This window comes from Pedobacter sp. SAFR-022 (genome assembly GCF_051965375.1).
Lineage (GTDB): Bacteria > Bacteroidota > Bacteroidia > Sphingobacteriales > Sphingobacteriaceae > Pedobacter.
In genome coordinates, this window is sequence record NZ_JBQCME010000004.1 from 399703 (window position 1) to 422918 (window position 23216).

Genomic DNA, 23216 nt, shown 5'->3' on the forward strand with positions numbered 1-23216 from the left:
TATTTTATTGTATGCCTGTTCATGCAGGCAGGTGATTGCTTGTTTAGTGTGTTGGATATATTGTACGGATCTGGTATTGTTCTTTTGTCTTCCAAAGCTTAGCCCCACCTTTTATGCCTTCACGATTATTCACCCGGCGAATATTCTCGTCGAGCTCTAAGTCTATTTCCTTAGCGTTTCCACCACCAATATACAAGCGGTCATAGTTGAAAACTGTTTTATAGATTTCAATTACCCGCTGTACGCGATCATTCCATTCCTTTTTGCCGATTTTTTCAAAGGCTCGATCTCCAACATAATCATCGTAATCTTTATCCTTGCTTACCGGAAAATGTGCGAGCTCCAGGTGCGGCAATAGTTGCCCATCATACAACAGGGCGGTTCCCATTCCCGTACCTAGTGTAATGACAATTTCAAAGCCCTCGCCATCCACCACGCCAAGGCCTTGTTGGTCTGCGTCATTTACTAAACGTACCGGTTTGTGAAAAGTGTTACTGATCTCCTGAGCAAAAGGTATATGTTTCCATTGCTTTTTAGCGAGGTTCGGTGCTGTCTCTACAATGCCAAACTTTACATATCCCGGAAATCCTACGGAAACGGCATCAAAGTCTCCCATCGTTGAAGCAAGCATCTTAATCACCTCGAGTACAGCTTCCGGTGTGGACTCTTCCGGAGTCGGTAATTTGGTGTATTCCGACAGTACCTGACCTTCGGCATTTAACATGCAGGCTTTGATACTGCTGCCCCCTATATCTATTGATAATATTTTCGTTATAACATGGTTTTCCTGAATGCTTGGCATAATGGGTGTTTTAAACACTTAAAATTAACTTCTGGTAGTATATATATAATAGTTAAAGAACAATTCGTGTATAGTAATGTTTGTAAAACTAATCTAATCTTGAGGCTTGTGCTTCCACCTGCGGTGACTCCATAACCAGTAGGCTGGTTCTTCTTTTATGATCTGTTCCAGGTAATTAACATGTAAGTTGGTGATCTCATGTGCTGCAGTTTCTGCCGGATTCAGGCAGAGCGGAACACATTCCACTTCATAATAGCCTCTTTCTAATACCCGCACACGCATATAGAACACCGGGCGGTTCGTTCTTACCGCAATTTTTTCCAGCCCCAGCAGTATGGCTGTTGGTTGGTTCAGAAAGTTCAGCCAATAAGTGGATTCTTCCCGCAGGGGAGTTTGGTCATTGCCGAAGCAAAATATCGTCGGAACGTCTTTGCTTGCATGAAGCGCACGTAAAGTTTGCCGCATCGGGATCAGCTGATTTCCAAAGCGGCTCCTTATGCGTTTGAACCAGCCGCCAAAAGCCTCGTTCGAAACCGGTTTATAGATTGGGTAAACAACAGCAGTGGTGTTCAATCCTAAGGCTAGTGTACCCCATTCCCAGTTACCATAATGCGCTGAGCATATTAGTGTGCTTTGGCCACGCTCATGATAGTCATTCATGAGGTGTAAATTCTTGAACGTAAACCGTCTCTTTAGCTCCGATGGTGAAATACTTGCCATTTTGATAATCTCCACCATGAGGTTCGAAAGGTGTTTGTAGTATTTCTTTGCAATTTGTTCAATCTCGGCATTATCCTTTTCAGGAAATGCATTGTGCAAATTTTCGTAAACAACCTTCCGCCGGTAACGGATCAGGTGGTACAGGAGCAGGTAAGCGCCATCTGCCAAAAAATAGAGTATACTTAAGGGCAACAGTGACAAGCTGTTTAAGAAAAATATACCCGTATTTGACAACAGTTTTTTTACCATTACTTACCCGATTATCTCGCTAAAATAGGCTTTGATACCGATTTTCTCCTATAAAATTCTTTATTTAGCCCGCTCAACCATTTAACCAATGAAATTTAGTAAGATTATTCCTTGCTTTCTCGGCATTACCATGTGCCTTGGAAGCAACGCCATTGCACAAGTTCAAACCAAGGCCACTAAATCTAGTGCTCCAAACCTTAGCCAGTTTGTAGATCCATATATTGGTACAGGTGGTCATGGCCACGTATTCCTGGGCGCAAGTGTTCCATTTGGTGCTGTACAGCTCGGACCAACCAACAGATCTCAAGGCTGGGACTGGTGTTCAGGGTACCATTATTCAGATTCTACGATTGTTGGCTTTTCCCATACGCATCTAAGTGGTACTGGAATAGGTGACCTTGGCGATATTTCGATTTTACCCGGCATTGATGATAAACTGGCGCTATACACCCATGATAAAGAAGTGGTGAAACCAGGATATTATGGAGTACGCATGTCGCCGAGCAATATCCACGCAGAACTAACCGCATCTGAAAGGGTAGGCTTTCACCGCTACACCTTCCCAGCCTCCACCGCTGCAAAAATCCGGATAGACCTACGTCAGGGCATTGGCTGGGACATTGCCACAGACACCTATATCAAAAAGATCAATGATACCACCATTGCGGGCTATAGATATTCTAAGGGCTGGGCTAATGATCAACGAATCTTTTTTACTGCGATCTTCTCCAAACCCTTTGACAAGTTTGTTGCTTCAGACTCTTCCGCGGTACTAACGGGTTCCAAATACCGTGGTAAAAAGCTGGTAGCTACCGCATATTTCAACACCAAAGCGGATGAACAAATTCAAATCCGTGTGGGCATTTCCCCGGTAAGTATGGAGAATGCCGCAATGAATATCAAAGCGGAAATCCCGGGATGGAATTTCGACGAGATTGTAGCTAAAGCAGATGCCTCCTGGAATAAAGAACTTGGAAAGCTTGAAATTAAGACCGCAAATCTGAAGGATAAGCGGAATTTCTACACCGCGCTATATCATACCATGATCGCGCCTTCTACCTTCAACGACCACAATGGTGATTATCGTGGAACCGACAAGAATGTCTACAAAAATGCAAACTTCACGAACCTGACGACCTTCTCTTTGTGGGATACCTATCGTGCTGCACATCCCTTGTATACCATTATTCAGCCAAAGCGTGTAAATGATATGATCAACACCATGCTTGCCATCTATCAGCAGCAGGGGAAACTACCAGTTTGGCACCTGATGGGGAATGAAACCAATACCATGGTGGGAAATCCGGGCGTTATCGTCGTTGCAGATGCCGTGCTGAAAGGTTTCAGCTCCTTTGATCATAAACTTGCTTTCGAAGCCATGAAAAAGACGGCAATGCTGGACGAAAGAGGACTCAACTTCGTGAAAAAGTATGGGTATATTCCTGCAGACAGTACTGTGGAGTCTGTAGCGATGGGCCTTGAATATGCGATTGCCGACTGGAGCATTGCCAAAGTTGCCCAGAAGATGAATAAACCAGAAGACTACAAGTATTTCCATAAACGTGGGCTCAATTATCAGAACTACTTCGATAAAAGCACCCAGTTCATGCGCGCGAAAGTTGGTCCCGGCAAATGGAGAACACCATTTGATCCGGTAAAATCTATTCACCGCGCAGACGACTATACAGAAGGAAATGCATGGCAGTACACCTGGTTGGTGCCTCAAGATCCTGAAGGTTTAATTAACCTGATGGGTGGAAGAAAGCAATTCACCACAAAATTAGATTCGCTGTTTCTTGTGGAAGGCCACCTTGGTGATGATGCCTCACCTGATATCAGCGGCCTTATAGGACAGTATGCACATGGAAATGAGCCAAGCCATCATATCACCTATTTATATACCTATGCTAAACAGCCTTGGAAAACCGCTAAACATGTTCGTCATATCCTGAATGACCTATACACCGATGCTCCAGATGGTCTTTCCGGTAATGAGGATGTTGGACAAATGTCTTCCTGGTACATTTTCTCGTCCCTGGGCTTCTACCCGGCCAATCCGATCAGCGGGGAATATGTATTCGGCAGCCCTTTGTTTGATGAGGCTACCATCAATCTGGAAAGTGGTAAGAAGTTCAACATTAAAGTGGAAAACAATTCCCAGGAAAATATTTACATCCAGGGCGTAACCCTCAACGGAAAACCCCGGAACAGCAGCTTCCTTAAACACCAGGAGATTACCGCAGGTGGTAATCTGGTTATTAAAATGGGAAGTCAGCCATCAAAAACCTGGGGCGTTAAGTAAGTAATCTAGAAATTCAGACATAAAAAAAGCGGCATTGCCGCTTTTTTTATGTCATCAGTTTTCGCTACTTCAGTGTACCTTGAATTTCCATTGCCATCTTAGCATGACCTTCAATGATAGGAAGCGTCTTGGTTGCAAAAGCACTTACATCTGCGTCCGAATTTTTACTGCCTGCCTGAAACAGGGAGACGGTTTTGTCGTGATCCTGTACCATCATGCCCATGTAGTGCTTATCGAATTCCGCACCAGACATCTTTTTCATGGCATCAAGGTGCTGTTGCTCGTTAGCCGGTAAACTTGCAGGTACGGTTACGGACTTTTTGCTGGCTATGCCCATCAACTCCTTGTTTGCAGCACTATGATCTTTTACCATCAATGCCGCGAAATCTTTAACTCGTTGGCTGGATGCCTGTGTTTGCGCAATCTTTCCGGCCTCAACCTCCATCATACCTCCAATCGCTGCTTGTTCCATAAACGCTTTAGGGTCAGACGAGGCAGGGTTCTGCCCACTGGTATCCGTTGCCATGTCGGATGTGCTGCTCATTTCAGTGGAATCCATAGAAGTCGAGTCAGTGGTACCATCCGTGCTTTGGCCGGAATTACATGCCTGAACCATTAAGGCTGCAACCAGAGTTGCCGCTAAAAACACTTTTTTCATAATAATTGATTTAAATTAAGTTTGAAGTTGCATAGCTAACAACCAGGATGCACCTCTTGTTTATAAAAACCATTCGCTGAAGGATTTAGCGAAGTTGGTATCCTTAGTTTAGGATATAGGGCTGCCGATGATATTCCGGGTCAACCTTCTCAAAATATAAGGCGCGGAGCGATTGCTTCAACACCGCAAATTCTGCGCGGGTAATTGCCAGTGAGGTTCTGTAAATCTCTTCAGGGACATTATGCTTGTTGTATGTCTCAAAAATTACATTGAAATATTCGAGTCCATTTCTTTCACGGGAGGGCGCGAGAGAAATGTTGAGCGCCCGTTTTATAGGCTGGGCCTCCGGTTGGGTCGTATATAGGCCATACATGTACTGGTAGCTGATCGATTTCGTGTTGATGATGAGCTTTTCTTTCCCAAAGCCGTACCAAAGTGTGAGCCATCCGAACAGTGCCATAAGCAGTATTCCGATCACAAATAAGGCAAGCAGCCAGTCGACCAAAGACAAGAGGACTATGGCCAGGGTACAGATATTGAAAAAGATCAAAATACCCTTAACGACATTTGATGTTTCGGCTTCGATCAAAACATGCAAATTCACATAATCTTTCTTGAGTTCGACTTTCATAATTGGTAAGCCTGAAGCTTTTTCTGGTGTCGTTAAATTCCTGAATCCAAGGCACGGTCTTCATCGCTGATTTCTTTTTCCGGTGAAGCTACTTCGTGAAAACTTTCTGAAGAGCTACCGGTACCAGTACCCGGATTAGCTTTGCGGCCCTCACCAGTTCCCGTATAACCGGCGTCTTGCAAAGAATCATAACCCTGCGTTCCGGTATTATCGTGTCCGTCCCGCGCTTGTTCTTTTTCTTCCTGATTTGCGTTCATGTCTAAAAATTTAAGTTATAACAGTTCATTCAAATTGTAGTTTTAAAAGAAAATGTAAAAGTATCATGAATTTTAGCCTCAAACTATTGTAGCCCCAGGGCGGTTAATTTTATTATATATAGAACGATATGAAAGCAGTAATTATTTCTGAACCTGGAGCAGCTTCTGTTTTAAGAATTACAGAACGTCCGGATCCCATAGCAGGTACAGACGAAGTATTGATCGCCGTTGAAGCTGCAGGTGTAAACCGTCCCGATATCGCGCAAAGATTGGGCAACTATCCGGCACCTGAAGGTGTATCTGCAGATATCCCCGGATTGGAAGTCGCCGGGATTGTGGTAGCATGTGGACCGGGTGTAAAACGATGGAAGACCGGTGACCGGGTTTGCGCCTTGATCGCTGGTGGTGGATATGCCAGCCTTGTTGCCGTAAACGAGGGTCAATGCCTGCCCATTCCTGAGAACATGGACTTTGCTGCCGCAGCGGGATTGCCAGAAACCATATTCACGGTTTGGCACAACGTGTTTCAGCGCGGTAAGCTTCAGCCAGGTGAGACTTTGTTGCTGCACGGTGGAAGCAGTGGTATCGGCATCACAGCGATCCAACTTGCCAAAGTTTTCGGAGCCAAGGTCATCGTCACCGTCGGCACAAACGAGAAAGGGGAGGCATGTCTAAAACTCGGCGCGGATCAGTTCATCAATTATAAAACCCATGATTTCGAAGCAGAGATCCCCCGGGATAGTGTGGATGTGGTGCTGGACATGATTGGAGGAGATTACTTCAGCAAGAACATCAATCTGCTCAAACCGGAGGGCCGCCTGGTGTACATCAATGCCATGCAAGGCAGCCAGGTGTCACTGGAACTATGGAAAGTGATGCAAAAGCGGATCAGCATCACGGGAAGTACGCTGCGGGCGCGGGATTCTGGCTTTAAAATTGCACTTGCCGCAGAGATTGAAGAAAAAGTATGGCCTGTAATTAGGTCAGGAGCATTTAAGCCGGTTATTTACAGAACCTTTCCGTTTTCAATGGCCTCCGTTGCGCATGAAGTTATGGAAAGCAGTGAACACATTGGTAAGATCATCCTGATCAACGAATAGGCCAGCCATTGTTCAATTCTTAAAGAATTTCCTAAATTTAGCCTGCTCTTGCGATAATATACATATGCCAAACTCAACACATCCTGTTAGAACCATTGGAGGTTATATGGGCCTTCAGCTTCCTGGAGGTAAACCATACTACCCTGACCTTATTCAGCTGAATACCGCAAGAAACAGCTTGGAGTACATTCTCCTCACACAGGGTTACACCACCATCTATCTGCCTTATTTTACTTGTGAGGTATTGTTAGAGCCTATAAAGCGCTTGCAACTGCAGTACCACTTCTATAAAATCGATGAGCAGATGGATCCCGTTATTGACTTTGAAGTGGATGATCATTCCTGCATGCTCTACACGAATTACTTTGGTGTTAAAACCGATACGGTTCGGGCCCTAAGTAAAACGCAAAAAAATCTGATCATAGACAATGCGCAGGCATTTTATGCTGCGCCAATCATCGGCATCGACACTTTTTATTCCTGCAGAAAATTCTTCGGCGTACCTGACGGTGCTTATCTGTATGCGCGCAGCTCCAGGCGACTGGAACTGAGCAAAGATAGCTCTGTAGATCGTATGAGCCACCTGGTGAAAGCTGCAGATCTAAATGTTGAGGCAGGGTATGCAGATTACGTTCGAAATAATGATGTACTCATCAATAATGAGATCAAAGTAATGTCGAATCTAACCCAGCAATTAATGGCTGCGGTGGAATACGATGATTGTGCCAAAAAACGGCGTGAGCACTTTGCTTTTCTTCACGAACGCTTCAAAGACATCAACGAATTCAAGTTCCATTATAGTCCGGAGGATACGCCGATGGTGTACCCATTGTTGATAGCTAAGGATCATTTAAAATCACAGTTGATTGAACGGAAGATCTTTGTCGCTACCTATTGGCCGAACGTTTTTGAATGGACCTCGCCAGACGCCTTGGAGTATCACTTTGCGCAGCACATGATATCATTGCCAATAGATCAGCGCTACAATCTTGATGACATGAAATATTTGGTAGAGACCGTTGAAAGTCTCCTCGTTAAAACCTGATGCTGCTATGATGTTGATTTACACGATTGAAGATAAAGCGGCATGGACGGACCTTATTAACCGGGCGGCTGCCTATGATTTTTATCATACCTGGTACTATCATAAGCTCGACAGTCCTGAAGCTGCCCGACTGTATGTTTTTCAGGAAGGAGAACACTTTATTGCCTATCCGCTAGTGAAACGTGCCATATCAGGCAGTAGTTATTTCGACCTTACCTGCGTTTATGGCTATACCGGTCCAATCTCTGATCGCCCGTTTGATGCGCAGGATAAAGATTTCCTTTCCCGCTTCAAGGCCGCTTTTCTGGAAATCTTGGAAGCCGAAGGAGTGGTGTCTGTGTTTTCAAGGCTGCATCCTTTTTTCAACCAGGATCTGCTGCTTGAAAGCTTTTCCGGGTTGTTCCCTAATGGAAAAAGTGTCGCCATAGACCTTCGCGTACCCATTGAGCTGCAGCGTGCAAACTACCACAAAAGTTATCGGCAGCAAATCCGTATCCTTCGGGAGAAAGGCTACGAGGTACGGGAATCAAAATCTGCGGAAGCCATTCAAACCTATGCGGAGATCTATACAGAGAACATGAAGCGTGTCGGAGCTTCAGATTACTATCTTTTCACGCCAAGCTACTTTGAACAACTCCTGGATTCTGAGGAATATGAAAGTAAGCTGATGCTGGTTTATTTGAACGATGAAATTGTGAGTGGAGGTGTGGTGATCTGTACCAACAAGATCATGCAGGTCCATTTGATGAGTACCAGAACCGAACACCTGAACCTATCGCCTCCTAAACTGGTGGTTGATGAAACCAGCATACTGGGAAGATCACTAGGTTATGAATTCATAAACCTTGGCGGAGGCTTGAACTTTAAAGAAGATAGCCTGTTCAAGTGGAAAGCTGGATTTACCAAATTGTTTATGGACTACAACAGCTGGCGCTATATTGCGAATCAGCGGGTCTACGAGGAGTTGCTCGCAGATAAAGGGCTGCATGCAGACATGGACATTGATTTCTTTCCGTTGTACCGCTATCAAAAGCCGGACTGATTATTTTGATGCTGCCTGCGATACCGCAATCAGGACGGCGCCGGCAATCATCACCGTTACTCCAAGCCCAAGCTGCCAGGTGAATTTCTCTTTTAAAAAGACGATTGACAAGATGACTGCTATAACCAGCGAGAGACGCTCCACAGTTGTGACGTATGCCGCTGGTCCAATAGAAAGTGCCTTGTAGGAGAATACTGTAGACAAGGTCGTAGCAATTCCCGCCAGAACAAGCAGAATCCATCCTTTTTGATCAATTTCTTTCAATGCAGCGAAATTACCTTGAACGGTCACAATGCCCCAGGTGATACAGAAAATGAAAACAGCCTGAATGGCAAATGCAAGGTTGGAATCAACATTCTTGAGTCCGGCTTTGGTCAACACTACAACTAATGCTGCGGAAAACGCAGCGGCTAAGGCCCATAATATCCACATGTTACGCTTTTTTAAGGGATAACAGCATTCGCAGAAAAAAGATTGGAAGATCCGAACATTAACTTATTTTCATGCAGCAAAATCTTCCAAACCAAATATTTTAACTGATATGAGCAAAAATGCTGTACTCGCCTGGTCTATTGTGGTAGCCTTAGGCGGATTTCTATTCGGATTTGACACCGCAGTAATATCCGGTGCCGAAAAGTCCATTCAAAAGTTTTGGAACTTAACTGTATTTGAACATGGTCTCACCATTTCTATTGCACTGATCGGTACGGTGATCGGGTCACTGGTGGGTTCCAAGCCCTCAGACCAATATGGTCGAAAGAATACGCTGTATTTCGTGGCTGCTGCATATCTGCTTTCCGCCCTCGGTACTGCGCTGGCACAGGACTGGTACGTTTTTCTGGTGTTTCGTTTGCTCGGTGGGCTGGGCGTCGGTATATCTTCGGTAACCGCACCAATCTATATTTCAGAGATCGCACCTGCAGATAAAAGGGGACGCCTGGTTGGTTTATTTCAGTTCAATGTCGTATTGGGTATCCTGATTTCTTATTTGTCCAATTACCTGATCGGCGCCGAAGGCGAAAATTCCTGGCGATGGATGCTTGGTGTACAGGCCTTTCCGTCCTTACTGTTCCTCGTATTAATTTATTTTATTCCGGAAAGCCCACGCTGGCTGATTCTGAAAAAGGGTGCAGAAGAAGCTGCATTGAAGGTTTTACGGATCATTAATCCCGCGAACTGTGATCAGGAACTGATCTCCATAAGAAATTCGGTACATAGCGGACAGGAGAGCAGGGCACATGACCGTCTCTTCTCCGGCCAATACCGCAAACCGGTAATGCTTGCGATGCTTTTTGCATTTTTCAACCAGGTATCCGGCATCAACGCCATTATTTATTACGCACCCAGGATCTTTGAAATGGCCGGCCTGGGCGCACATTCCTCCTTGTTGTCTACCGTTGGTATTGGCATTTTCAACTTTGCATTCACCCTGCTGGCTATAAATTTTATTGATCGCGTAGGCCGGCGGAAGTTAATGCTCATCGGGTCCTTTGGGTTGATTGCCTCCCTGTTCCTGGTTGGCTACACCTTTTACATAGAAGACTTTAGCGGCTTTGCCGTTCCCATTTACATGATGTTCTTCATCGCGTTTTTCGCTTTTTCACAAGGGGCGGTTATCTGGGTATTTATTTCAGAGATCTTTCCCAACCAAGTGCGTGCAAAAGGACAAACACTCGGCAGTTCCACCCACTGGGTAATGGCAGCTTTAGTGGCCTTCGGCTTCCCATACTTTGCGGAAACCTTGGGAGGCGCAACTACATTCTTTTTCTTTGCAGCCATGATGGTACTGCAATTGTTATTCGTTTGGCGCTGGATGCCTGAGACTAAGGGGCGTTCTCTGGAACAGATCGAAGACAATATCATTTTACATTAAATCATAAACATGGAAAATAATACAAGCAATGCAGTAGTCTGCTTTGGGGAGATCCTCTGGGACATCCTTCCCGATGTAAAGAGGCCAGGTGGTGCACCAATGAATGTGGCATATCACCTGCAAAAGCTTGGTATAAATAGTAAGTTGATCAGTAGTGTTGGTGATGATCCTCTGGGCCAGGCTTTACTGGATTTTGTGGGCGATATCGGACTTTCCGCTGAAACCATTCAAGTTCATGCGCAGCAACCTACGAGCGAAGTAATCGCGACCGTAAATGCGGAACATGAGGTGCGGTATGAGATCGTGTACCCGGTAGCCTGGGATTTCATTTCTTGGTTACCAGCATATGAAAACTTATTGGAAAGTAGTAGCGCATTGGTTTATGGCAGCCTGGCCTCCAGAAATGATCTGAGCGCAGCTACGCTGCTGAGGATGCTGCAGTTTAATCATTTGTATAAGGTATTTGATGTAAACCTGCGTGCGCCCCATTACAGTCGAGAAGTGATCGACCGATTGCTTAAAGCTGCAAATCTCCTTAAGGTAAATGCAGCGGAACTGGGCATTATCTCCAGCTGGTATGATGCAACAACTGATAGCGAAGTTGCTCAGGTCGAATACCTTTTCAAAAATTTTGAGGTGAATGAAATCGTAATTACTAAAGGGGCAGCAGGAGCGACCTACTATGCACGTGAACATCAGTTTACACAGCAGGCGTTTGCTGTTGAAGTGAAAGATACCATCGGTAGTGGAGACTCTTTTCTTGCAGCATTCTTAAGTAAGCGGCTACAACATACCGATCCTGCAAGCACATTGGAATATGCTGTGGCAATGGGTGCTTTCATTACTGCTCAATCCGGAGCATGCCCGGTTTATCAGAAAGTTGAGTTCGAAGCTTTCTTGCAGGAAAAGCGCCCCAAGTAATTCCAAGTTCCGGCCCTAAGCTGAAAACAGCTTCTTCAAACCTGTTGATTGTGTGGTATATACGGAAGCTCATGTGATTCTACTTGATCTGAGACCTAATTGAAATATCCTGAAACCATTTTGACGCTAGGCGTATTAAGGAGGGAAAAAACAATGGTTTAACAACAATAGAAATTCATACGATGGAGCAGAACGAAATGAACAACGAACAAAATCCATTAGAAAAGCATCCAACACCGCCCTTTAAAGAACAAGAGCAGGAAGAACCGGGCAAGGAAGCGCCTCTGGATCCAAAAGCGGATCACGGCGAGGAAAGTTACAAAGGCTCTGGAAAACTGGAAGGTAAAAAGGCAATCATCACTGGTGGAGACTCTGGGATTGGCCGTGCCATAGCGATTGCATTTGCGCGTGAAGGTGCCGATGTGCTGATCTCTTACCTGAATGAACATGAGGATGCACAGGAAACCGCCAGTTTTGTGGAAGCCGCGGGCCGCAAAGCAGTGTTGGTGTCCGGGGATATCAGTGACGAATCGCATTGCAGGCAGATTATTCAGAAAGCAATAACAGAATTCGGACAGCTGGATATTTTGGTCAACAATGCGGCTTTTCAAATGTCCAGAGATTCCCTTCAGGAAATTTCCAGTGAAGAGTGGGACAAGACATTCAAAACAAACATTTACCCATTATTCTACCTCTGCAAAGAAGCGGAGCAATACCTCAAGCCAGGCAGCACCATTGTAAACACCACGTCGGTAAATGCCTATAAGGCACCACCACAACTTATTGCATACTCCGCAACAAAGGCCGCTATACAGAATTTTACCGCCAGTATGGCTCAGCTCTGGGCCGAAAAGGGCATCCGTGTAAACTGCGTAGCACCTGGACCGATATGGACACCGCTAATTCCGGCAACAATGCCACCAGAAAAGGTGAAGTCTTTCGGACAGGACGTGCCTTTAAAAAGAGCAGGGCAACCCGCAGAGCTCGCACCTGCATTTGTGCTGCTGGCTTCCCAGGATTCCAGTTACATGACGGGATCGACAGTTCAGGTTACGGGAGGTTACCCAACGATCTAACATTTATGAAGGCAGATGAAATTAAACTGGAGGACTGGCAAAGGATTCTCTTTGGGAATACTTCGCCAGAATTCCTTCTTGAAGTATTTATACGAACGCTCATCATCTACGTGGCACTGCTGCTTGCGGTAAAATGGCTCGGAAAGCGCATGAATGGGCAACTTACCATCATCGAGATGACCGTGATGATTACCTTGGGTGCTATAGTCTCCGTGCCGATGCAAATGCCCGATCGCGGTATATTACAAGGGTTACTGATCCTGATTACAGCCTTGTTGCTACACCGCGGCATCACACACCTGGGTTATCGTAGCCCAAAAGCGGAGGACATCATCCAGGGGAAACCAACGGTTATTGTTAAAAATGGGGTGTTGCAGCTTAAAGAAATGCATGCATCACGTGTATCTAAACAACAGCTATTTTCTGAGCTTAGAAGTAAGAAGATCTTCCACCTGGGTAAAGTACGACGCGTGTACCTTGAGCCATCTGGCGCATTCAGCATTCTCCTCGCTGATGAAGCACATCAGGGGCTCCCCTTATTTCCGCCCAGCGACCGGGATATTTTCAAAACCATGAAAGTAGACTACAAGCAATCACTGGTTTGCAAAAATTGTGGTATGATGAGCGATAAGGAAGAGATAGACACCTGTGAAGGATGTCATGAACATGAATTTATTAAAGCGATAGCGTAGAGAAGGGGTATTGAAGCATAATGAAAACCGAAGATTTCAAGTTAACAGACATACATAGAATATTGATTGGAGATGTACCTGCTGCATTTTTTATAGAAGTTATCATAAGAACGATCCTGATTTACTTTTTACTGATCTTAGCCATCCGGTTGATGGGAAAACGTATGGCCCTGCAATTGAATGTGACAGAGCTTACGGCAATGGTGGCTTTGGCTGCGGCAATTGGAGTACCGATGCAGGCTCCCGATCGGGGTATTCTCCCCGCTGCGGTGATTGCTGTAGTTGTTGTGTTGGCGGAAAGGGGAATCACCCGTTTTACGCTGCGGAACCAAACCGCAGAAACCGTATTCCATGGTGATATCAACGTCTTGATTGAGGATTCCGTCATAAACTATAGTTGCCTCAAAAATGTATCCCTATCTAAAAGCCTGGTCTTGCAGCAACTCCGTTCGCAGGGTATTGATCATCTCGGCGAAGTAAAACGTTTATACATGGAATCCAGCGGCGCATTTTCTTTGGTAAAAAACGAAGAAACGCGGCCAGGACTTTCGGTGATTCCTGAGGGAGATGAAGATTACTGGGAACCCCATGAAACTTGTACTGGCCTTTACGTTTGCGGTAATTGTGGTAACCAAGATTCGGCTGAAAACCGGACATCGAATACGCAAATACCAGAAAAAGATTGTGAACGCTGTGGTACAAACAGCTGGAAGGAGGCCGTGAAGTAATACTTAATTATCTTCGAAGCTCAAATAGTATAATTTAACGCTATTAAATCAAATTTTTATGGGAGGTTTTATAAAAAGATCAGAAAAAACGTAGAAAAAGTTAATCATACAACAATTTGGTCGTGTTTTTGACGTTTTAAAAAAAGTGAATTGAAGAAAACGATGATTGTATAACCTAGTATTTTGGTAATCGTCGAACTTAATTAGTTTCGAAGACATAATATACCGCAGTGGCATAACGCCATTAGGTATTCTTAAAGAAAAACCCGTTCATACAGGTTTATATTTGGTTAGAAAAGGGATTGTCTCTGGATGGAGCAACCCTTTCTTTTTTTAAAGCTAATTTTATTTTCTGAAGCTGCATAATATATGGAGCACAATATTGCCTTTAATTTGACATTTATATTAAATTGGGTATTAATACGAGTGACTTCTACGTAAATACCTTTAATTTTCTGGAAAGCTTTTGCGGAGTATTGCAGTAAGACAAGTATTTATAACTCGTTTAGGCTTAGGCACCCGGCGCATCTTATGAAGCTTTTCACCGGTGCAATTCGTAACAAATTACCGGATTTGTGGAACGGGCTTTGTCAAGTTAAAGGTGTAGCGTTAGTCCTGAATACAGGAGCAGATTCTCACAGAATTGTTAAAATAGTGTTAAAATGTTAGTGTATGTTTTACACTAAGAATATTTAGCCTATATTTGAATCATCAAAGGCAGTTAATTGTAATTGCCGATTAAAAAAGATTATATGTTCTACGGTTAACATACGTTGACCGGATGAAATAAAGGAAAACCCGTTCATACAGGTTTATATTTGGTTAGAAAAGGGATGCGTCTGGATGGAGCAGCCCTTTCTTTTTTTACAGGCTTTCCCCATTATTTTCGCTATGCTGTTATCCATCCGGGATGCGGCAATTCTAATAAAGATTTTCAGGATTTTACAACTGGCTACCGGCCGGCGTTAATTTCGCCATGCCGACGATTTCGAGCAGGGGTATGCGACCGCGTTTTCGGGTGTCTGGTAGGGGCTTGCCAGGGCTTTGCTTCGTCTCCATACGTAGGAAGTACGTAGCAAGTACCTGGCAAGTACCTGGCAAGTACGATGCAAAATCGAAGCAACTAAAAGCGTCTTTGGGCTTTGCCCTTTGCTGTTTTTAGTTGAAACTAATCTTTAGTATTATTGTAATTAGTACGGGGTTTTCGCCCAAATCAATGTAACGGCTATGAAGGAAATCAAAGATATTATTGCAGCGCAGCATCAGGCACAGTTGGCAGGTAAAAGGACTGCGCTGGCCACTGTGGTACAGGTTGAAGGCTCCTCTTACCGACGGCCTGGCGCTCGGATGCTTGTTACCGAGGATGGCCTGCTCACCGGGGCGATCAGCGGTGGCTGCCTGGAAGGGGATGCGCTTCGAAAGGCGATGCTAGCAATCAATGAGCAAAGGAATAAGATTGTAACTTATGATACCACTGACGAAGACGATGCACGTTTTGGTGTACAACTTGGCTGTAATGGCATTGTCCATATTCTTTTTGAACCTATTGATCCGGCAGATCCAATGAACCCAGTCGCGCTGTTAACGTTGCTGCAGGCACAGCGGCAGCATATGGTTTTATGTACCCTGTTCGCACTGGACCAACGTGGGGAGCAACCCGGTACGCAATTCCTGTTTGGGGGTGATGAAAAGTTGTCTGCCAGCACAACCTGGTTTCAGCAACATGCACCAAGCGAGCTCATCGCTGAGGTGCAACTTGCATGGACAGATCAAAAAACAAGATTCAGGGATATTACCGTTGGATCGATATCATTAAAAGCCTTTATAGAGGTTATTCCACCTGCTATTGCGCTCTATGTGTTTGGTGCTGGAAACGATGCAATGCCACTGGTGGCCATGGCCGACATCCTCGGTTGGGAGGTGCATGTCGCCGATGGCCGGCGCAGCCATGTAACCGCGGAGCGCTTTCCAAAATCAACCTCCCTGATCTTGCAAAAGTCGGAGACGGCATTAACCGGCATCCGCTTCGATAAGCGTACTGCGGCTGTACTGATGACTCACAATTACAACTATGATCTTGAGGTTTTGAGTCAGATCACGAAGACCAATTGCCCTTATATCGGGCTGCTTGGGCCAAAGAAAAAGATGCAGCGCATGTTAGATGAATTGGCTGCTGCAGGTAAAGCAATTTCTGACGTTGAATTTGAAAATGTATATAGTCCGGTAGGCCTGGACCTTGGTGCGGAAACCGCTGAAGAAATCGCCTTGTCGGTCACTGCGGAGATAAAGGCGGTGCTTTCGGGTAAGCTCGCCGGATCACTTCGCCACAAAGAAGAACCCATTCATAGCTAATGTCAAAATACGGGATCGTTATTCTGGCTGCCGGCAGTTCTTCGAGGCTCGGCAGACCCAAACAGCTGCTTGAGCTAAACGGCAGTACATTTATCGCGCATATCGTGCAGCAAGCCTTGGATGTGGCAGAATCCGCAACGGTAGTGGTTAGTGGCGCGGCAGATTCAGGCATCCGGAAGGCCTTGTCCGGGTTTGATGTGCCGGTAAATTTCAATCCGGACTGGGAACATGGTATGTCTACTTCTATAAGGAGCGGTCTGCGGGCCTTGTTGCTTGCGCAACCCACTCTTGAGGCCTGTATACTGCTGGTATGTGATCAGCCTTATGTTACCACCAGCCTTTTCAGGGAAATGATCAGGCAATATGAATCGGCTGCAGCTGGTATCCTGGCTTGCAGTTATGGCGACACCCTAGGGAGCCCTGCGATTTTCGGCAGGGCGTTTTTCGATGAATTGCTGAAGCTCGAAGGGCAGGAGGGTGCAAAGAAAATTATAAAGAAGTATCAAACAAATGTTTTGTCTTTTCCATTTCCTAAAGGATCAGTAGATATTGATACTGCAGAAGATTACGTTACATTTATGTCCGGGCAGCAAGAGCAGATTATTGATGCAGGAAAAGGAAATTAGATATGATTATTGATAGCTACAACCGTGTTCACGATTACCTACGCATTTCGCTGACGGACAACTGTAATCTGCGGTGTTTTTATTGTATGCCGGACGAGGAGTACAATTTCAGTCCACCTTCCCGCTTGATGCAACAGGAAGAGATCTTTTCACTGGCTTCGCTTTTTGTTGCCGAGGGGGTAAAAAAGATCAGACTTACCGGTGGTGAACCGTTTGTTCGTAAAGACGCTGCAAAGATTATTACCGGTTTATCTCAGCTGCCCGTGGAGTTAAGTATTACAACTAACGGCACCAGGTTGCATGACTTCATTGATGTACTGGTTGATGCGGGTATTAAATCGATCAACGTTAGTCTGGATACGCTTGATCCCGACAAGTTTACCCTCATCACGCGGCGCAACCTGTTTTTGCAGGTGCAGCAAAATATCGAGCTTCTTTTATCCCGGGGCATTGAAGTGAAAATCAATGTAGTGGTGATGAAAGATCTGAATGATATGGAAATCAATGCGTTCATTGCCTGGACTAAAAATGCTCCGGTACACATCCGATTTATCGAATTCATGCCTTTCAGTGGAAACCGCTGGACCAGTAATAAAGTCGTTTCCTCTGCAGAGATCCTGGAGATTGCCGCCCAGCAGTTTGATTTCATTGCATTGCCTGGCAGTGTTCATGATACCGCAAGAAAGTATGCAATTCCCGGCCACCAGGGTGATTTCGCCATCATCAGTACCATGACTGCCCCCTTCTGTGGAGGCTGTAACAGGATGCGTTTGACCGCAGATGGAAAGCTTAAAAACTGTCTTTTCTCCAGTGCAGAGACGGATTTACTCGGTCCGCTGAGAGCTGGTGAGCCGATATTACCGCTGATCAACCAAAACATAAAGTCGAAAGCCAAAGAACTTGGCGGCCAATTTACGACGGCCATTCAGCAGATAGAAGCCTTAAATATTGAGAATCGCAGTATGATCACCATTGGAGGATAAATAAAGATGATAAGCGTAAACGAAGCAAAAGACATCATCACTGAATCTGTGAAGCGCCTACCGTCACAACGACTGCCTTTAGGGCGGGTGTTAGGTTTGGTGCTTGGAGAAGATGTTTATGCGCTTACGGATATCCCCAATTTCAGACAATCCTCCATGGATGGCTATGCCATCCGGTTTGAGCCTGGAAGAACGGTATTCACACTTGCGGGCGAGATGGCCGCAGGGAGCACAGCGGCCTTGGATATTGACCCTGCTGAGGCCGTAAGGATTTTTACAGGAGCCCCCTTGCCTGCTGGCGCCGATACTGTAGTGATGCAGGAAAAAGTGAGCCTTGAAGCTGGCCGGGTAATGGTTGAGGATGGAGGAATGCAGGCCTTTCAGCATGTCCGTGAAAAGGGCGCTGAAATTAAGCGGGGTGCATTAGCGATGCAGGCAGGTACCTTGCTCAGCCCGGCGGCGATAGGCTTTCTTGCCGGGATTGGTATTCCGGAGCTGCAGGTGATCCCTGCACCGAAAGTATCGATCATTCTGACCGGGAACGAATTGCAGGAGCCTGGAAAACCGCTTGCTTTTGGTCAGGTTTATGAGGCCAACTCGGTGATGCTTAGCGCTGCATTACGACAGCTTGGGGTAGAAGATGTTTCGGTGTTACGGGCAGTGGACGACCTGAAGGTTCTGCAGGATGTGTTGAGCCAGGCATTGCTGGAGGCTGATCTTGTGTTGCTAACGGGCGGGGTAAGTGTCGGCGACTACGACTTTGTTGTTGCAGCAGCAAAAAACTGTGGTGTAAAGCAGGCCTTCCACAAGATCAGGCAAAAACCTGGTAAGCCTTTGTTTTTTGGCTCCAAATATCAGAAGATCGTGTTCGGGCTACCCGGCAATCCATCATCTGTCTTAAGTTGTTTCTATCAATACGTGCTGCCGGCAGTTGGTCGTATGATGGACAAAAACCTTAGACTACAGGTTACGAAGGGGATTTTAACGCATGATTACGCTAAGGTATCGGGCTTGACCCACTTTCTTAAAGCCAGCTTTAACAACGGTAATGTTACACCTTTACATGCGCAAGAGTCGTTCAGACTGCATTCTTTTGCAGAAGCCGACTGCCTGATTGTGCTTGATGAAGCTAAAGGTAATTACCAGGCAGGTGAACAGGTGGAAGTACATTTGCTGCCAAGGTTATAGCATGGAATTTTTTTACATCATACTTTTTGTTGTTGCTTTTTTATACGCTTCTGTAGGGCATGGAGGTGCAAGTGGATATCTGGCTTTGATGGCCATTTACGGTATTGCCCCCGAGGTGATGAAGCCTACTGCCTTGTTGTTGAATTTGTTTGTCTCGGGATCGGCATTCCTGCAGTTCTATCGTGGAAAACACTTCCTGAAGAAGATATTTATACCACTTGCCGCGGCATCCATCCCAATGTCTTTTATAGGTGGCATGCTCATCATTGAAGATCATATTTATAAAAGAATATTAGGCGCTTTGCTGCTTCTACCTGTTATCCGCCTTTTTTTCTTTAAAAATACGGAGTCTTCAGCTTTAAAGGCGTCCCGGTTCGATCTCTCGCTGCTGGTTGGCGGAGGTATCGGCCTGCTATCGGGCATGATCGGCATCGGTGGCGGAATTATCCTGTCGCCAGTTTTATTGTTATTAAAGTGGACGGATCAGAAGCAAACGGCCGCCATCAGTGCTTTGTTTATTTTTGTGAATTCTGTAGCCGGACTTGCGGGGCAGTTTACCAAGGGCATTGCGTTCAATAACAATATGCTGATGTATGTTGTTGTAGCCTTTAGTGGAGGCTTATTGGGTGCCTATTACGGCGCATCAAAATTCAACCAGAATGTGCTTAAAAATGTGTTGGGCCTGGTGTTGTTTATGGCGGCATTTAAGCTTTGGTTTGTTTAGCTAGCAGGTTAAAGTGCTGTTTAATTTTTTATAGATGAATTTAATTAATGTTATGCCTTTTGGGCAAATTGCGGAAATCACGGGGCTGGATCCTTTTCAGTTAACCGCTGCAGATACAGACGAAATCCAGCGGCTGCTAACCAGCAGGTTTCCTGAATTGGGAAATAAGCAATATGCTATCGCTGTTGACAAGGTGATTGTTAAGGAAAATACAGTGTTAACTTCGGGTGCAGTGGTTGCGCTGCTCCCTCCATTTTCGGGAGGCTAGCATGGAAGAGCAAGCTTATAAAGAACGATATAGCCGTCATCTTCTGTTAAAGGGTTTTGGAGCTGCGGCACAGCAAAAACTCCTGGCCGCAAAGGTGCTGGTTATCGGTGCGGGAGGCTTAGGCTGCCCGGCATTGCAGTATCTTGCTGCGGCAGGCATTGGGCAGATCGGAATTGTTGATGATGATGTTGTTTCGCTTAGCAACCTGCAAAGACAGGTGATCTATAAAGCCGCGGATGTGGGACAGCAGAAAGCAAGTATTGCTGCTGCCCGGCTGTTGGAACTAAATCCACATATCCGGATCATTCCTTATCTGTTCAGGGTAGATACGAGCAACGCCCTGTCGCTTTTCAGTGCGTATGACATTATCGTAGATGGTACGGACAACTTTGCTTCAAGGTACCTCATTAATGATGCCTGCGTGCTATTGGATAAACCACTTGTATTTGCTGCCGTATTCCAGTATGAAGGGCAGCTTGCCGTGTTTAACGTTGCTGATCAAAAAGGTGTAAAGACCAATTATCGGGATCTGTTTGAAAGTCCTCCCGCTGCTGAAGATGCCCCAGATTGCAATGAAGCTGGTGTGTTGGGCATATTACCGGGTACAATGGGGGTGATGCAGGCTACTGAAGTGATCAAATTGATCACTGGCCTTGGAAAACCACTCGTCAACAGATTGCTGATCTACCAGTCACTGGACGCTGAAAGCTACACGGTCCAGTTAACGCCTGGAAAAAACACGCTGCAGGCTGCACCGCAAACAAGGGAAGCATTCGTCAATACCAACTATGAGTGGCTTTGTAATGTAACACCTACAGCAGTTGAGGAACTCGAGCCTGACAGATTCGAAGAAATTGCGGAACAGGCGGACGTCCGGGTTATTGATGTTAGAGAGTTTGGCGAATATCCGGAGGCAGACTTCGAGCATGTACAGATTCCACTTTCTGCACTGCTGCGAGATACCCCGGAATTCAAGGAATCTAAGATCCTGGTTTTCTGTCAATCCGGAAAAAGAAGTATGCAGGCAGCAGCACTGATCAAAGAAAAGCTAAAAACGCATCAGGAAGTTTACAGTCTTAAAGGCGGTATTCTCAATCTATAGAAATATATGAAGGATAGAAAAATCAAGGACATCTTTGTCGAGGGCGCAATTTCCGCCGCATTTGTGGGGGAGAGCATTCAAAAGCATAGCAGTAAAACGACTATTGGCGCACACAGCATTTTCCTGGGGCAGGTGCGGGCAGATGAGCTGCTGGGCCGCAACGTGGCTGCCATTGACTATACCAGTTATAAGGAAATGGCTTTGGAGAAGATGTATGAGATCAGGAAGAGCATCTTCGCGAAGTACGACCTGACCTGTATGCACGTTTACCATAGCCTGGGCAGGGTGGCAGCAGGTGAGATTTGCCTGTTTGTATTCACTTCCTCGAAACACCGGAAGTTTGCCATTGATGCATGTACAGCAGTCGTGGAACTGATCAAAGCGGAATTGCCGGTTTGGGGTAAGGAAATATTTGAAGATGAAAGCTACGTCTGGAAAACGAATCGTTAAAGTATGGTAGACATTACACATAAGAATTCCACCCTCCGAAAGGCGGTGGCAACAGCCAAGGTGCGCACATCAAGTCTGGAAACAATTGCGGCCCTGGAACAACGGCGGGTACCGAAAGGCGATGTATTTGAGTTTGCAAGGGCAGCGGGTTTACTTGGAATCAAGAAAACAAGTGATGTTATTCCCGATTGCCATCCCTTACCTATTGAATTCGCTTCAATTACCTATACCATTTCAGATCTGGATATCGTGATTAGGGTAGAGGTGCATACCATTTATAAAACAGGCGTTGAAGTTGAGGCCATGCACGGTGCATCTGTTGCAGCATTGGTGATGTATGATATGCTGAAGCCGATAGATAAAGGTGTTGTAATTGAACAAGTACGACTGGAGCAGAAGTCGGGCGGGAAGTCGGATTTAAAACCCGCAAGCTTAGCCTTGAAAGTCGCTGTAGTCGTCTGCTCTGACCGCGTCTCCAGAGGAGAAAAACAAGATACTGCTGGAAAATTCATTGTTTCGGCACTTTCAAAGTATCAGCTGGAATGTGCGGCCTATGAAATTGTTGCGGACGAAGTAGAACAAATACAGGCAATGGCGCTGAGGTTTGTTGACCGCGAATTCGATATGGTTATCTTGACCGGGGGTACTGGCTTGTCGGCCAGGGACGTTACACCGGAAGCCATAAAGCCATTGATAGATCGCGAAATCCAAGGATTAATGGAAAGTGCCCGAGGCTATGGCCAGCAAAGAACACCTTATGCGATGCTTTCAAGAGGTGTAGCAGGGTTCATTAAGCAAACTTTAGTGATGACATTCCCAGGCTCGGCAAATGCGGTAAGAGAATATATGGATTCATTATTTCCGGCTATTCTGCATGTTTTTGCCTTAAATAATGGAGATCCGCACTAAATTTTGTTGTTTTTGACATTTTCGGGATTGTTTAGTTGGTATTTAAGCAATATCACCGGAAATTAGGTGTTTTCTGCTGCTTAAAATCCCGTTATATGGATCTTTAAGCATGTAAATGGTTGTTTTTGTAGGTAATTACTCCTTCGGATTTGGTTTTTAGATCGATCTATGTTAATATTGTGTTAAATCTTTGTAAATAATTGTAAGTGTATATGGTACACTAACAATTATTATATATATTTGTATTGTTAAACAACAGCAAAGGCCTGGAGTTTAAAGGCAAGCCCAACAACTTTCAGGTTGGAGATACGAATACAAAATTGAAGCAATAAAAAGACGAAGCATTTCAGCGATCGCTTATGCAAGAGATTTAAAAGTTAACCCGTTCATACAGGTTTATATTTGGTTAGAAAAGGGATGTGTCTGGATGGAGCAACCCTTTCTTTTTTAAAACTACAGGTAAATCTTCAACTAACCAAACAGACTGCTCAAAAATTATCATTATTTTCTTTAAAATA

General features: G+C 45.3%; 24 protein-coding genes. 18 read left to right on the forward strand and 6 right to left on the reverse strand.

Features of this window, described 5'->3' with window-relative positions:
• Nucleotides 1–43 precede the first annotated feature (43 nt).
• Together ACTHQF_RS12470 and ACTHQF_RS12475 are read right to left on the reverse strand one after the other, a co-directional pair.
• Nucleotides 44–802, reverse strand: coding sequence for an ROK family protein (locus ACTHQF_RS12470; protein ID WP_440430548.1), 759 nt, complete (start codon nucleotides 800–802; stop codon nucleotides 44–46).
• Between the two features lie 93 nt (nucleotides 803–895).
• Complete coding sequence (locus ACTHQF_RS12475; protein ID WP_440430549.1) at nucleotides 896–1771, reverse strand: lysophospholipid acyltransferase family protein; 876 nt, start codon at nucleotides 1769–1771, stop codon at nucleotides 896–898.
• Nucleotides 1772–1859: 88 nt separating this feature from the next.
• Between ACTHQF_RS12475 and ACTHQF_RS12480 the strand changes: the two genes are divergently transcribed.
• Nucleotides 1860–4073: a GH92 family glycosyl hydrolase gene (locus ACTHQF_RS12480; RefSeq protein ID WP_440430550.1), complete on the forward strand. Its 2214-nt coding sequence runs from the start codon at nucleotides 1860–1862 to the stop codon at nucleotides 4071–4073.
• 64 nt (nucleotides 4074–4137) lie between these two features.
• On the opposite strand, the gene ACTHQF_RS12485 is transcribed toward ACTHQF_RS12480, so the two are convergent.
• From ACTHQF_RS12485 to ACTHQF_RS12495, 3 genes are all read right to left on the reverse strand, one after another.
• Complete coding sequence (locus ACTHQF_RS12485) at nucleotides 4138–4731, reverse strand: DUF4142 domain-containing protein (protein ID WP_440430551.1); 594 nt, start codon at nucleotides 4729–4731, stop codon at nucleotides 4138–4140.
• A 103-nt stretch (nucleotides 4732–4834) separates the two neighbouring features.
• Complete coding sequence (locus ACTHQF_RS12490) at nucleotides 4835–5362, reverse strand: hypothetical protein (protein WP_440430552.1); 528 nt, start codon at nucleotides 5360–5362, stop codon at nucleotides 4835–4837.
• Nucleotides 5363–5394: 32 nt separating this feature from the next.
• Entirely contained in the window at nucleotides 5395–5619 is a 225-nt protein-coding gene (locus ACTHQF_RS12495) for a hypothetical protein (RefSeq protein ID WP_440430553.1), read from the reverse strand.
• 128 nt (nucleotides 5620–5747) lie between these two features.
• Here ACTHQF_RS12495 and ACTHQF_RS12500 point away from each other — a divergent pair, with 128 nt between their 5' ends.
• The 3 genes from ACTHQF_RS12500 to ACTHQF_RS12510 all read left to right on the forward strand — a co-directional run bounded on the left by ACTHQF_RS12500 (nucleotide 5748) and on the right by ACTHQF_RS12510 (nucleotide 8806).
• On the forward strand, nucleotides 5748–6719 hold the full coding sequence (locus ACTHQF_RS12500) for an NAD(P)H-quinone oxidoreductase (protein ID WP_440430554.1): 972 nt from the start codon (nucleotides 5748–5750) through the stop codon (nucleotides 6717–6719).
• A 64-nt stretch (nucleotides 6720–6783) separates the two neighbouring features.
• Nucleotides 6784–7764 carry a hypothetical protein gene (locus ACTHQF_RS12505; protein ID WP_440430555.1) on the forward strand — a complete coding sequence of 327 codons (981 nt, stop codon included), beginning with the start codon at nucleotides 6784–6786 and terminating at the stop codon, nucleotides 7762–7764.
• A gap of 7 nt (nucleotides 7765–7771) precedes the next feature.
• Entirely contained in the window at nucleotides 7772–8806 is a 1035-nt protein-coding gene (locus ACTHQF_RS12510) for a GNAT family N-acetyltransferase (RefSeq protein WP_440430556.1), read from the forward strand.
• Here the strand turns inward: ACTHQF_RS12510 and ACTHQF_RS12515 are convergent, their stop codons facing one another.
• Nucleotides 8807–9238 carry an EamA family transporter gene (locus ACTHQF_RS12515; protein WP_440430557.1) on the reverse strand — a complete coding sequence of 144 codons (432 nt, stop codon included), beginning with the start codon at nucleotides 9236–9238 and terminating at the stop codon, nucleotides 8807–8809.
• A 109-nt stretch (nucleotides 9239–9347) separates the two neighbouring features.
• Here ACTHQF_RS12515 and ACTHQF_RS12520 point away from each other — a divergent pair, with 109 nt between their 5' ends.
• From ACTHQF_RS12520 to moaCB, 14 genes are all read left to right on the forward strand, one after another.
• Nucleotides 9348–10679: a sugar porter family MFS transporter gene (locus ACTHQF_RS12520; protein ID WP_440430558.1), complete on the forward strand. Its 1332-nt coding sequence runs from the start codon at nucleotides 9348–9350 to the stop codon at nucleotides 10677–10679.
• 9 nt (nucleotides 10680–10688) lie between these two features.
• Nucleotides 10689–11600, forward strand: a complete 912-nt coding sequence (locus tag ACTHQF_RS12525) for a carbohydrate kinase family protein (protein ID WP_440430559.1) — start codon at nucleotides 10689–10691, stop codon at nucleotides 11598–11600.
• 182 nt (nucleotides 11601–11782) lie between these two features.
• Nucleotides 11783–12676: a glucose 1-dehydrogenase gene (locus ACTHQF_RS12530; RefSeq protein ID WP_440430560.1), complete on the forward strand. Its 894-nt coding sequence runs from the start codon at nucleotides 11783–11785 to the stop codon at nucleotides 12674–12676.
• Between the two features lie 5 nt (nucleotides 12677–12681).
• Nucleotides 12682–13368, forward strand: a complete 687-nt coding sequence (locus ACTHQF_RS12535) for a DUF421 domain-containing protein (RefSeq protein WP_440430561.1) — start codon at nucleotides 12682–12684, stop codon at nucleotides 13366–13368.
• Between the two features lie 20 nt (nucleotides 13369–13388).
• A complete protein-coding gene (locus ACTHQF_RS12540; protein WP_440430562.1) occupies nucleotides 13389–14096 on the forward strand; it encodes a DUF421 domain-containing protein in 708 nt (235 codons plus the stop codon).
• Nucleotides 14097–15323: 1227 nt separating this feature from the next.
• Nucleotides 15324–16448 (forward strand): XdhC family protein, encoded by a 1125-nt coding sequence (locus ACTHQF_RS12545; RefSeq protein ID WP_440430563.1) that lies wholly within the window; start codon nucleotides 15324–15326, stop codon nucleotides 16446–16448.
• Entirely contained in the window at nucleotides 16448–17074 is a 627-nt protein-coding gene (locus ACTHQF_RS12550; RefSeq protein ID WP_440430564.1) for a nucleotidyltransferase family protein, read from the forward strand. The genes ACTHQF_RS12545 and ACTHQF_RS12550 overlap by 1 nt, the downstream gene beginning before the upstream one ends.
• 2 nt (nucleotides 17075–17076) lie before the next feature.
• Nucleotides 17077–18057 (forward strand): GTP 3',8-cyclase MoaA, encoded by a 981-nt coding sequence (gene moaA / locus ACTHQF_RS12555; protein ID WP_440430565.1) that lies wholly within the window; start codon nucleotides 17077–17079, stop codon nucleotides 18055–18057.
• A gap of 6 nt (nucleotides 18058–18063) precedes the next feature.
• The gene (locus ACTHQF_RS12560) at nucleotides 18064–19245 is read left to right on the forward strand and encodes a molybdopterin molybdotransferase MoeA (protein ID WP_440430566.1); all 1182 of its coding nucleotides are present in this window, start codon (nucleotides 18064–18066) and stop codon (nucleotides 19243–19245) included.
• Between the two features lies 1 nt (nucleotide 19246).
• Nucleotides 19247–19969, forward strand: coding sequence for a sulfite exporter TauE/SafE family protein (locus tag ACTHQF_RS12565; protein WP_440430567.1), 723 nt, complete (start codon nucleotides 19247–19249; stop codon nucleotides 19967–19969).
• Nucleotides 19970–20003: 34 nt separating this feature from the next.
• A complete protein-coding gene (locus tag ACTHQF_RS12570) occupies nucleotides 20004–20237 on the forward strand; it encodes a MoaD/ThiS family protein (RefSeq protein WP_440430568.1) in 234 nt (77 codons plus the stop codon).
• Between the two features lies 1 nt (nucleotide 20238).
• Nucleotides 20239–21339 (forward strand): ThiF family adenylyltransferase, encoded by a 1101-nt coding sequence (locus tag ACTHQF_RS12575; RefSeq protein WP_440430569.1) that lies wholly within the window; start codon nucleotides 20239–20241, stop codon nucleotides 21337–21339.
• A gap of 6 nt (nucleotides 21340–21345) precedes the next feature.
• Complete coding sequence (locus tag ACTHQF_RS12580; protein ID WP_440430570.1) at nucleotides 21346–21789, forward strand: molybdenum cofactor biosynthesis protein MoaE; 444 nt, start codon at nucleotides 21346–21348, stop codon at nucleotides 21787–21789.
• 3 nt (nucleotides 21790–21792) lie between these two features.
• Nucleotides 21793–22698 carry a bifunctional molybdenum cofactor biosynthesis protein MoaC/MoaB gene (gene moaCB, locus ACTHQF_RS12585; protein ID WP_440430571.1) on the forward strand — a complete coding sequence of 302 codons (906 nt, stop codon included), beginning with the start codon at nucleotides 21793–21795 and terminating at the stop codon, nucleotides 22696–22698.
• Nucleotides 22699–23216: the final 518 nt, after the last annotated feature.

Coding starts and splice junctions, on each gene's coding strand:
- ACTHQF_RS12470 (WP_440430548.1), bottom strand. CDS start 802: ATGCCAAGCATTCAGGAAAACCATGTTATAACGAAAATATTATCAATA.
- ACTHQF_RS12475 (WP_440430549.1), bottom strand. CDS start 1,771: ATGGTAAAAAAACTGTTGTCAAATACGGGTATATTTTTCTTAAACAGC.
- ACTHQF_RS12480 (WP_440430550.1), top strand. CDS start 1,860: ATGAAATTTAGTAAGATTATTCCTTGCTTTCTCGGCATTACCATGTGC.
- ACTHQF_RS12485 (WP_440430551.1), bottom strand. CDS start 4,731: ATGAAAAAAGTGTTTTTAGCGGCAACTCTGGTTGCAGCCTTAATGGTT.
- ACTHQF_RS12490 (WP_440430552.1), bottom strand. CDS start 5,362: ATGAAAGTCGAACTCAAGAAAGATTATGTGAATTTGCATGTTTTGATC.
- ACTHQF_RS12495 (WP_440430553.1), bottom strand. CDS start 5,619: ATGAACGCAAATCAGGAAGAAAAAGAACAAGCGCGGGACGGACACGAT.
- ACTHQF_RS12500 (WP_440430554.1), top strand. CDS start 5,748: ATGAAAGCAGTAATTATTTCTGAACCTGGAGCAGCTTCTGTTTTAAGA.
- ACTHQF_RS12505 (WP_440430555.1), top strand. CDS start 6,784: ATGCCAAACTCAACACATCCTGTTAGAACCATTGGAGGTTATATGGGC.
- ACTHQF_RS12510 (WP_440430556.1), top strand. CDS start 7,772: ATGATGTTGATTTACACGATTGAAGATAAAGCGGCATGGACGGACCTT.
- ACTHQF_RS12515 (WP_440430557.1), bottom strand. CDS start 9,238: ATGTGGATATTATGGGCCTTAGCCGCTGCGTTTTCCGCAGCATTAGTT.
- ACTHQF_RS12520 (WP_440430558.1), top strand. CDS start 9,348: ATGAGCAAAAATGCTGTACTCGCCTGGTCTATTGTGGTAGCCTTAGGC.
- ACTHQF_RS12525 (WP_440430559.1), top strand. CDS start 10,689: ATGGAAAATAATACAAGCAATGCAGTAGTCTGCTTTGGGGAGATCCTC.
- ACTHQF_RS12530 (WP_440430560.1), top strand. CDS start 11,783: ATGGAGCAGAACGAAATGAACAACGAACAAAATCCATTAGAAAAGCAT.
- ACTHQF_RS12535 (WP_440430561.1), top strand. CDS start 12,682: ATGAAGGCAGATGAAATTAAACTGGAGGACTGGCAAAGGATTCTCTTT.
- ACTHQF_RS12540 (WP_440430562.1), top strand. CDS start 13,389: ATGAAAACCGAAGATTTCAAGTTAACAGACATACATAGAATATTGATT.
- ACTHQF_RS12545 (WP_440430563.1), top strand. CDS start 15,324: ATGAAGGAAATCAAAGATATTATTGCAGCGCAGCATCAGGCACAGTTG.
- ACTHQF_RS12550 (WP_440430564.1), top strand. CDS start 16,448: ATGTCAAAATACGGGATCGTTATTCTGGCTGCCGGCAGTTCTTCGAGG.
- moaA (WP_440430565.1), top strand. CDS start 17,077: ATGATTATTGATAGCTACAACCGTGTTCACGATTACCTACGCATTTCG.
- ACTHQF_RS12560 (WP_440430566.1), top strand. CDS start 18,064: ATGATAAGCGTAAACGAAGCAAAAGACATCATCACTGAATCTGTGAAG.
- ACTHQF_RS12565 (WP_440430567.1), top strand. CDS start 19,247: ATGGAATTTTTTTACATCATACTTTTTGTTGTTGCTTTTTTATACGCT.
- ACTHQF_RS12570 (WP_440430568.1), top strand. CDS start 20,004: ATGAATTTAATTAATGTTATGCCTTTTGGGCAAATTGCGGAAATCACG.
- ACTHQF_RS12575 (WP_440430569.1), top strand. CDS start 20,239: ATGGAAGAGCAAGCTTATAAAGAACGATATAGCCGTCATCTTCTGTTA.
- ACTHQF_RS12580 (WP_440430570.1), top strand. CDS start 21,346: ATGAAGGATAGAAAAATCAAGGACATCTTTGTCGAGGGCGCAATTTCC.
- moaCB (WP_440430571.1), top strand. CDS start 21,793: ATGGTAGACATTACACATAAGAATTCCACCCTCCGAAAGGCGGTGGCA.